This window comes from Paenibacillus sp. N119s, from assembly GCF_059447605.1.
The window spans coordinates 1-7,158 of record NZ_JCAJRU010000242.1; the positions used below are offsets into that span (position 1 = coordinate 1).

The following is a 7,158-nucleotide window of genomic DNA, read 5'->3' on the forward strand; positions in this document are numbered from 1 at the left end:
AGGTTCTGACTGATCCTGAGCATTCGGTTCATTGTGCATGGACTCAGTTTTTTTCTTACGGAATAATTTAGCAAAAAACTTACCTATCACACCAAACACACCTGCACAAGCCGCACCAATGAGTACGAGCACCTTAATTCCTGCGCCCTTAAAAAAAGCAATGATTAATGCCAACAAGCCTACCTTTTTAGCTACTGCCAAGCCGGCTCCTCCCAAGATCAGTCCAGTCAGACCATACTCAGAAATTTTGTCGGTTGAAGCATTAAAATCCTCGTATCGCTCCCCTGATTTGACGGTCAGCTTGGGTAGTATGCTATCATTCAAAAACTTCTTATCCGCATCCAAATGCGCAGGATCGGATACTAATATGGCAGAGATATAACCCTGACGAGTGAGCACACGAACGTTATAATTGATCAGCTTTTCCTTGTTCCCATCTTCGGCCAACATAGACCAGGTCAGATTATGGGTCGCTTCATTATAAAAAGGCTCCACATCCCAGCCCTTAACATACAGGCGATCACTTTCGGCTTTTTCCTTGTTACTCTCTTCTGTACCTTTTTTATAACTATCTAGAATGGCATCTGCGTCGATGTCTTCTTTTTCATCATCCTTGATGTGTCCAAGTTCATAGTATTCAAAAATAACTTCCCAATTTTGATTTTCATCCTTCGGAAATATACTTCCAATCTCCTTGCCAGATGGTTTCTCGTGATTCATCTCACTTACTTTTGCTGTGTTAGCCGCATCCAAGAAAAGAAGAGATGAGTCCAGATCGACCGTAGCCATTTTTCCCAGGTCTACCTTTCGGCCACCCTCAATCCATTTTAACTGTTCACTGGACGAAGCCCACGCATGACCCCCACTGAGTAACACCAGACTAAGCGCTAACAGCGCTCCTAAAATCGTTTGGCCCCATCTCATTTTGTTGTTGCATCTGTTATCTAGTCTCTTGTTCAAAACTCATTACCCCTTTTTAAATTCCAATATCTCCCGTGTCCCCAACCATATTATCCACTGTATTACATTTTGTCAATTCACAGTAGCAAAGGGAGTTTCTGAGACTTAATACTCATTTTTATACATATGTATGCAAATCTTCTAATCTAATCGAACTGATTTTACAAGGCGTGGATGGGCGATATGAAAAGATTCATAATGGACAAGCATAATTGCGCAATGGCACTACTTATCCGTTACAGTGTCCTTTTTTATAGGCTCCTAAAAGGGATTATTCCTTGATACGACAACCCCGTTGATTTCAAGCTTAATCTCGAACACATTCATCTAGCATAAAAAATGTCGAATTTCAGCAGATTAAGGTATGTATACTTCACCAAACAAGCGACTATAGTCTTAGTGACTTTCTTCCTGTTTTTAAACATATGTCATCTTTTTTATTTAAAAGAATGTATAGGCTTTCAAAGGGGATAATTATTAGAAATAGGGAATTATAAATAGACAGCCCCTAAGGGGTTCTTAGACGCAAGATTGTCCTATTGCCGCATTAGGGGCTTACTGACTGAATTTTAAGACTAATCTGGTTTGAATAAAAATAAAATTTATAAACTCACTAAACTGAAAAATAAAGATTGACTTACATTAGAATAAGCATTTGAAATTTATCTATTAAAACTGAATTCATTTATTACCTATTTGACTTGTAAAAACACTATAATTCATTCCTTACAAATTACCTTTAGCTCTTTACTCTCACATAAATTATTCATAGCTTCATATACATTATTTCCAAATATAATAGTCGTCTATGATACCGTATACTTTTCCCATCTTAGACATAAACATAGTTGCATTACCGTCATATGCCAATCCGATTAGAACTAGCTCTTCTCCAATTATCTTTTCGTACCTGCTATAGTGTTTCCTTTCGATTCCTTCCCTTAAAAATTCAGGGTCTATCTGAAAGTCATCTGATTCATCACTAGGCACTGAATACTTTAGCCCTCCGAAATGTTCAAATGCCTTTTTAGCAGGATAAAATACTTCAAATTCTCTTTTTTCTAAGAAGTTTATTGTTGAGCCGATCTCTATTTTTCTTACGGGATACCAACCAGCATCCTTTAAAATATTAATAGTTCTTGTGGAAAAAATCATTCTGTGCGTACAACTCAATTCGTAACTAATTGGATTATATCCTTTATACAAGGTTAAGTGGCTCATTGAGCACCGCATAACCTTTCTCATGTTGCCAAAGTCTTTGATAAATGACTGAACTTTATTATTCTATTTCTTCCGGTTTCCTAAATAAACAAAGAGTGTCTAGTGCCTCCAAAATGTTATCTCCGAACTTAAATAATGAATACCCATTTTTCCCAAATACCTTCCCTGATTTCGAGATAAACATTATTAAATTCCCACGGTATGCCTCTCCAACTATAACAAGCGGCTCTTTCACTCGCGCCTCAAATTCCTCAAAGTCTTCTTTTTCATAGTAATCCCCAACAGCTTCTTCAGGGATAAAATGAAACGTCTCTAAACTTCCATCCGGATGCTTAAATTTATATTCAATTCCACCAAATAGACTTAATGCTTCAATAACTGGATTGAATACTTCATATCCCATTGCCTCCAAAAAACTAACTGTCTCGGTTAAATCAAGCTTATTATTTGGATTCCATCCTGCTTGTAGCAGTATTTCTCTCGTTTCATCTGATATGTTTCGCATGAAGCAACCTCCTATTTATTCAAAAATATTATTCATGAAAATCATTAATGAAATCGAAAAATGTCTTCTGACAGTTTTTACATGGTGGTTTATATTTTCCTTTACCGTTAACAGTACTTATCAGTATATCTTCTATTTTTGAACCTGACCATAAAAGCTGATTGACCGCCTGAATTTCAGCACAATTCTCAACATGCCATAGCTCGAAACTTTCGTCGTCTTTGTACGGATTATTAGGGTCGTTTTTAGCTTTCTTCCTTGTTTCTTTTGCTATGTCAGCTAAGTCAGGATGCAGTTCCGTTACACTTGGATTGAATTGTCCTTCTCTAGCCCCGTTATAGCCAAATGTTATTTTAGTTTTTTTACTACCTACCGTTGTTATGTCTACTGCGGCACTTATTACGTCCGGTTTATATTTTCCGCCACCAAATCCATTTTCATCAAGAGGTTTTTTTATTCCACCGTCCTTAATGAACTGAATATGCTTGTCTAACTGCTCTCTAGCAAAATCTTTAGAATCCTCTATTAGCTTTTGCCTGCTAGCAGCATCACCAGCGCCCTCAACCTTTTTCGCCGCTTTTTCTTCCATTTCCTTCATGACCTTATTGTAATTCTTCTGGACATCCGTCTGCGGAAGTGGTCCGCTGTCTATCTTATTAACGTGCGGAACTGGCGCTCCGTTGGCCGTAGCTAACTTCCCGTGGCTAAGGCCGTCTGCCATTTTACTCAGTTGCTCATTAAATTTCTGACCCAGTTTACTACCAGCCTGCTCCAGCTTGTTTACAGCTTTGCCAAAGCCTGCCCCGACTGCATCTACACCCTTGCTAATCCATTGCGGTGTAACCTTACTGCCTACCTTTTCCGCGAATCCGCCGATCGCCTTGCCTACTTTGGAGTCCAGTACGCCTACGGTGACAAAACCCAAGCCCGCATCTTTCGCTACTGAACCCCAGTTAATCTTTTCACCACTTAGCACCTGACTCGCCAAATTTTCTGCTGCATTTGTCACACCGCCGATCGCTGCTTTTCTTAGCAGTGTTCCTCCTACACCGAGTGGACCAAAAATCGCTCCAGACACTGCCCCGATCCCCGCTTCTCTTAAGCCGGTCAGGGCATAGTCACTAAAGTCACTCACTTCCCCTCGGGCAATATCCGATGCCGCCAAACTGGCTACACCCAAACCTCCCGCCAGCATCGCTCCTCCGGCTACAGCCGCAATGACTACCGTACCCGCTCCAAGCGTAGCTACTGTAACAGCCGCTACTACAGCCACAGCTGCCACGACCGCCAAACCGCCCAATATATTCATCCCCAGCTTTCCCCAGTTAAACGGTTCAGGGGGTGGCGGCGGTGGAGGGGGCTCTCCTTCTTTTGGTTCATCATCAAATGGAGGATACGTGGTTCGGTCGCTGCCATCAGCCCAGACGTTTCCTCCTAACACGTGGTATTCGTTCTCTACCGAAACCCCCGTGCTTCCTCCCGTCTGGTACGCCATGACCTGGGTCGTTCCATTAATAATGATTTTCTTAGGCGTATTTAGAATAATTTCCTGCTCTGCTTCTAACGTCAGCTTTTTGGGACTAGTAATTTCAATGCCAACAGCATCATCCAGACTCATCTGCAATGCCCCACCCGGATCACCCATGATATGGATGCGATCCGGTGCCAATTTCAGCTCACTACCATGCTCTGTACCAAAATATCGATCATTGGGATTACTCGTCTTAGCACAACTGTCACCATTTGTACGAACCGCACCCAAAATCATTGCTCTGGAACCAGATGCATCCGGAAAATACAGGCTCGCCTGTGTCCCCACCTTCGGCATGCTATACATCGCGCTACCTGTTGGGGGAGCAAACGGGTACCAATGCGGCTCGGATACCCCATCGTCCTTATCAATCGCCAGCCGCAGCTTTACTTCCTCTCCCCGAACCGCGAGAACCTCTCCTTCCAGTGAAATCCCGATCACTTTGGGATTAGGGATGAAATCACTGCGTATACCCTCCGCGCGAGCCAACACATAACTGAATAGCAAATGCCCCTTTTCCATTCGGCTCCACAATTCAGTTACAATCATCGTTTTCTGACGAAATTGCACTTTATCTCCAAGAGCATACCGCTCACCGCTTTCAATCTGGTATTTGAAAAAGTCGGTATCGTGTAGCCCGGCTGACGTCCCGCCTGCCCGCTGATAGCCCCTTAAATCTTTACTCGCCGTATAAGGCGTATCCTGCCGAATCGTTCGCTGTGTGCCAGCAGGCATTCCGAAATACAGCTTCGGCGATGCGGACTCCCATATGTCGCTGACCACCACTGTATGTAAGCGGCTTGCCATCCGTTTCATAAGCTCCCAATCGGTTTCATCATATTGTAAAATGGCTTCGTCTACCGACTGCTCTCCGGTCTGGTATAGGACATCACTTTGCTCATAGCCTTGAGCAAGCTTATTTATTAATTGTTTATATGTTTGTTTTTCTTCAGGGAAAGACCGCTTTCTTTTGACAATATCCAATTCAAACGAAGCGCTGATTCCTTCCAATGTAAGTGTATATACTCCATTACAGTTCTCAACTTCCACCTTATGGACGATACCCTTAAACAAGCTGATTTCCTCTTGTCCATCCTGCGCATACACATGTAGCTGGTCCTCTGAGGTCGCGTCCAGCGCAGCTGTGACATGGCTAGACTCTTCGCATATGCCTGTGAGTGTAATTCGCCCATGTTCACCGGGCTTCCATTCAATTCGAACATCCTTTAAAACCTGAATAGGGTAAGGAGAATCTATTCGAATCTGATCATATCCTATCATGTTTTCAAACCTCCCTTCCAGCTACTCCTCCTGCTGGCCATTCGTATGAAATTCGATAAATCCATGATATAAACAAGTCTGAAAAGAGGAGGTCGTCAAGGCTGGTAGCCCTTCCACCTTGGTCTGTTCTTTTGTATTTTTCCATATATCCGTCAGCATCGGCAGACATGGCTTTCCTGAGATCGTGGAACCATCTTCTGCGATCAGGTATATAGTCTCGGTACTTGGCTGTTCCGGACTACTGCAAATTCCAAAATGAGGGACATTTTCTGGAGAATAGTCGCCTTCATTCATCATGGGTTTACCATTAACATATGCCCCGTGGCTGTTCGGCAAATTGATCTTCCGAGGATGAGTCCCACATGTACAACGCATACAGGCTCCCCGTACCACATAATACTCATTACCTGACATGTTCTTTTCCCTCCCTATTTCACCCGGACTTGTTCCAATGAGATTCCGGTAAAATCACGCCGCAATATGCTTTCCGCCACGTCTAGACGGACGACGATCAACGGGGCAGCACTCTCCTGAACTCTAAATATCTTGTGCCCTCGAATAGCATCTGCGTGTAATACCAGATTTCTAATCACATTTTGATTCACATTCCATTCGCTTTCTGGATGTACAGCTTTCAGCTGCGCTATAAAAGGAATATAGTAATTCTTCTGTATCTTCTGTTCGATCTGTGTAAGTATGGTTAATTTCAAGGGCAGCTCCGGCATATAGGCTTGGATAAGGCGTTTTAAAGCATCTGAAAAGAGAGGAATAGGCCCTTCTAAATAATCAATAAAAATACTTTCTGCATCCGCCTTCACATGGAACATCAATGGTTTGACAATATCCTCGGGCCGTAAATCATACAGTTTCCAAGGATCAATCGTTTCTCTCACCTTGAGTAGCGCAGGAACATTGGTATACCGCACGTCCTGCTTTAAGAGGAAATAATCCATGAAGGTCCCCCCTCTCGCTTCTCGGCTCCCCCATCACTCGTAAACCGGCATAATATTTTGCTATCATCGCGAAACTCTCCAGCAAATATCGTGCATACCTCAGCTTTCGGCATCCTTGCTAACGAAGGGGAAACAACAAAGACTGGCATCTGACTTTTTAAAAACTCAACAGTAAGCAGATGGTATTTGACCGCCTCAATTTGTTGAATTTGTTCAATGTCCATCGTAGTGATCTTACGAGCATAATTTGATTTAAGTTGTTCCAGTTTAGCTATGCGGTTGAACAAAGGCTGGAAAATAAAGTCTGCCGACCATTCGACAGCGCATTCAGCCTCATCCAGAAACCAATTCTCATCATAGGCATCAATACGGTAAATCGCTCTGTTTTTCATAACACGGGTTCTGAGCAAAGAGATATAAATATATCGAATCTTCCCTTTTCGACCTTGTTCATGCTGTACGGTAGCAAGCTGGCATAACGACTCTAAAGCTGCTATAAGCTCATCTTCAATGGCTTGCTGGCGTGACAGAAAGTTGTTTTCAATAAGGGCCAAATCCTGTATCCATTCCGTGAATACGTGCTTTTCCAGTAAATCTTGCAATGCAGCATCCCGATCCATGAGCTTCATTCAATGTTCACCTTACCCCCGGTTAATCTCACATCGTCCATGATGTCGAGTTTGGCTCCAGATTGAATGAAACTTACG

At 42.7% G+C, this 7,158-nt stretch carries 7 protein-coding genes; all 7 read right to left on the bottom strand.

The window, feature by feature from the left end:
• Window positions 1-924: DUF2167 domain-containing protein (locus AC5V8P_RS21340; protein ID WP_495473838.1), on the bottom strand; the 924-nt coding region annotated here is incomplete at its 3' end.
• Window positions 925-1,743: 819 nt separating this feature from the next.
• The gene (locus AC5V8P_RS21345; protein ID WP_231116836.1) at window positions 1,744-2,181 is read right to left on the bottom strand and encodes an SUKH-3 domain-containing protein; all 438 of its coding nucleotides are present in this window, start codon (window positions 2,179-2,181) and stop codon (window positions 1,744-1,746) included.
• A 58-nt stretch (window positions 2,182-2,239) separates the two neighbouring features.
• Window positions 2,240-2,686: an SUKH-3 domain-containing protein gene (locus AC5V8P_RS21350; RefSeq protein ID WP_064796813.1), complete on the bottom strand. Its 447-nt coding sequence runs from the start codon at window positions 2,684-2,686 to the stop codon at window positions 2,240-2,242.
• A gap of 28 nt (window positions 2,687-2,714) precedes the next feature.
• Window positions 2,715-5,498, bottom strand: a complete 2,784-nt coding sequence (locus AC5V8P_RS21355; protein ID WP_231116837.1) for a hypothetical protein — start codon at window positions 5,496-5,498, stop codon at window positions 2,715-2,717.
• Window positions 5,499-5,519: 21 nt separating this feature from the next.
• A complete protein-coding gene (locus AC5V8P_RS21360) occupies window positions 5,520-5,912 on the bottom strand; it encodes a DUF4280 domain-containing protein (protein WP_064796814.1) in 393 nt (130 codons plus the stop codon).
• Window positions 5,913-5,926: 14 nt separating this feature from the next.
• Window positions 5,927-6,451, bottom strand: coding sequence for a hypothetical protein (locus AC5V8P_RS21365; protein ID WP_064796815.1), 525 nt, complete (start codon window positions 6,449-6,451; stop codon window positions 5,927-5,929).
• The gene (locus AC5V8P_RS21370; protein ID WP_064796816.1) at window positions 6,433-7,080 is read right to left on the bottom strand and encodes a hypothetical protein; all 648 of its coding nucleotides are present in this window, start codon (window positions 7,078-7,080) and stop codon (window positions 6,433-6,435) included. Before AC5V8P_RS21370 ends, AC5V8P_RS21365 begins: the two co-directional genes overlap by 19 nt.
• Window positions 7,081-7,158: the final 78 nt, after the last annotated feature.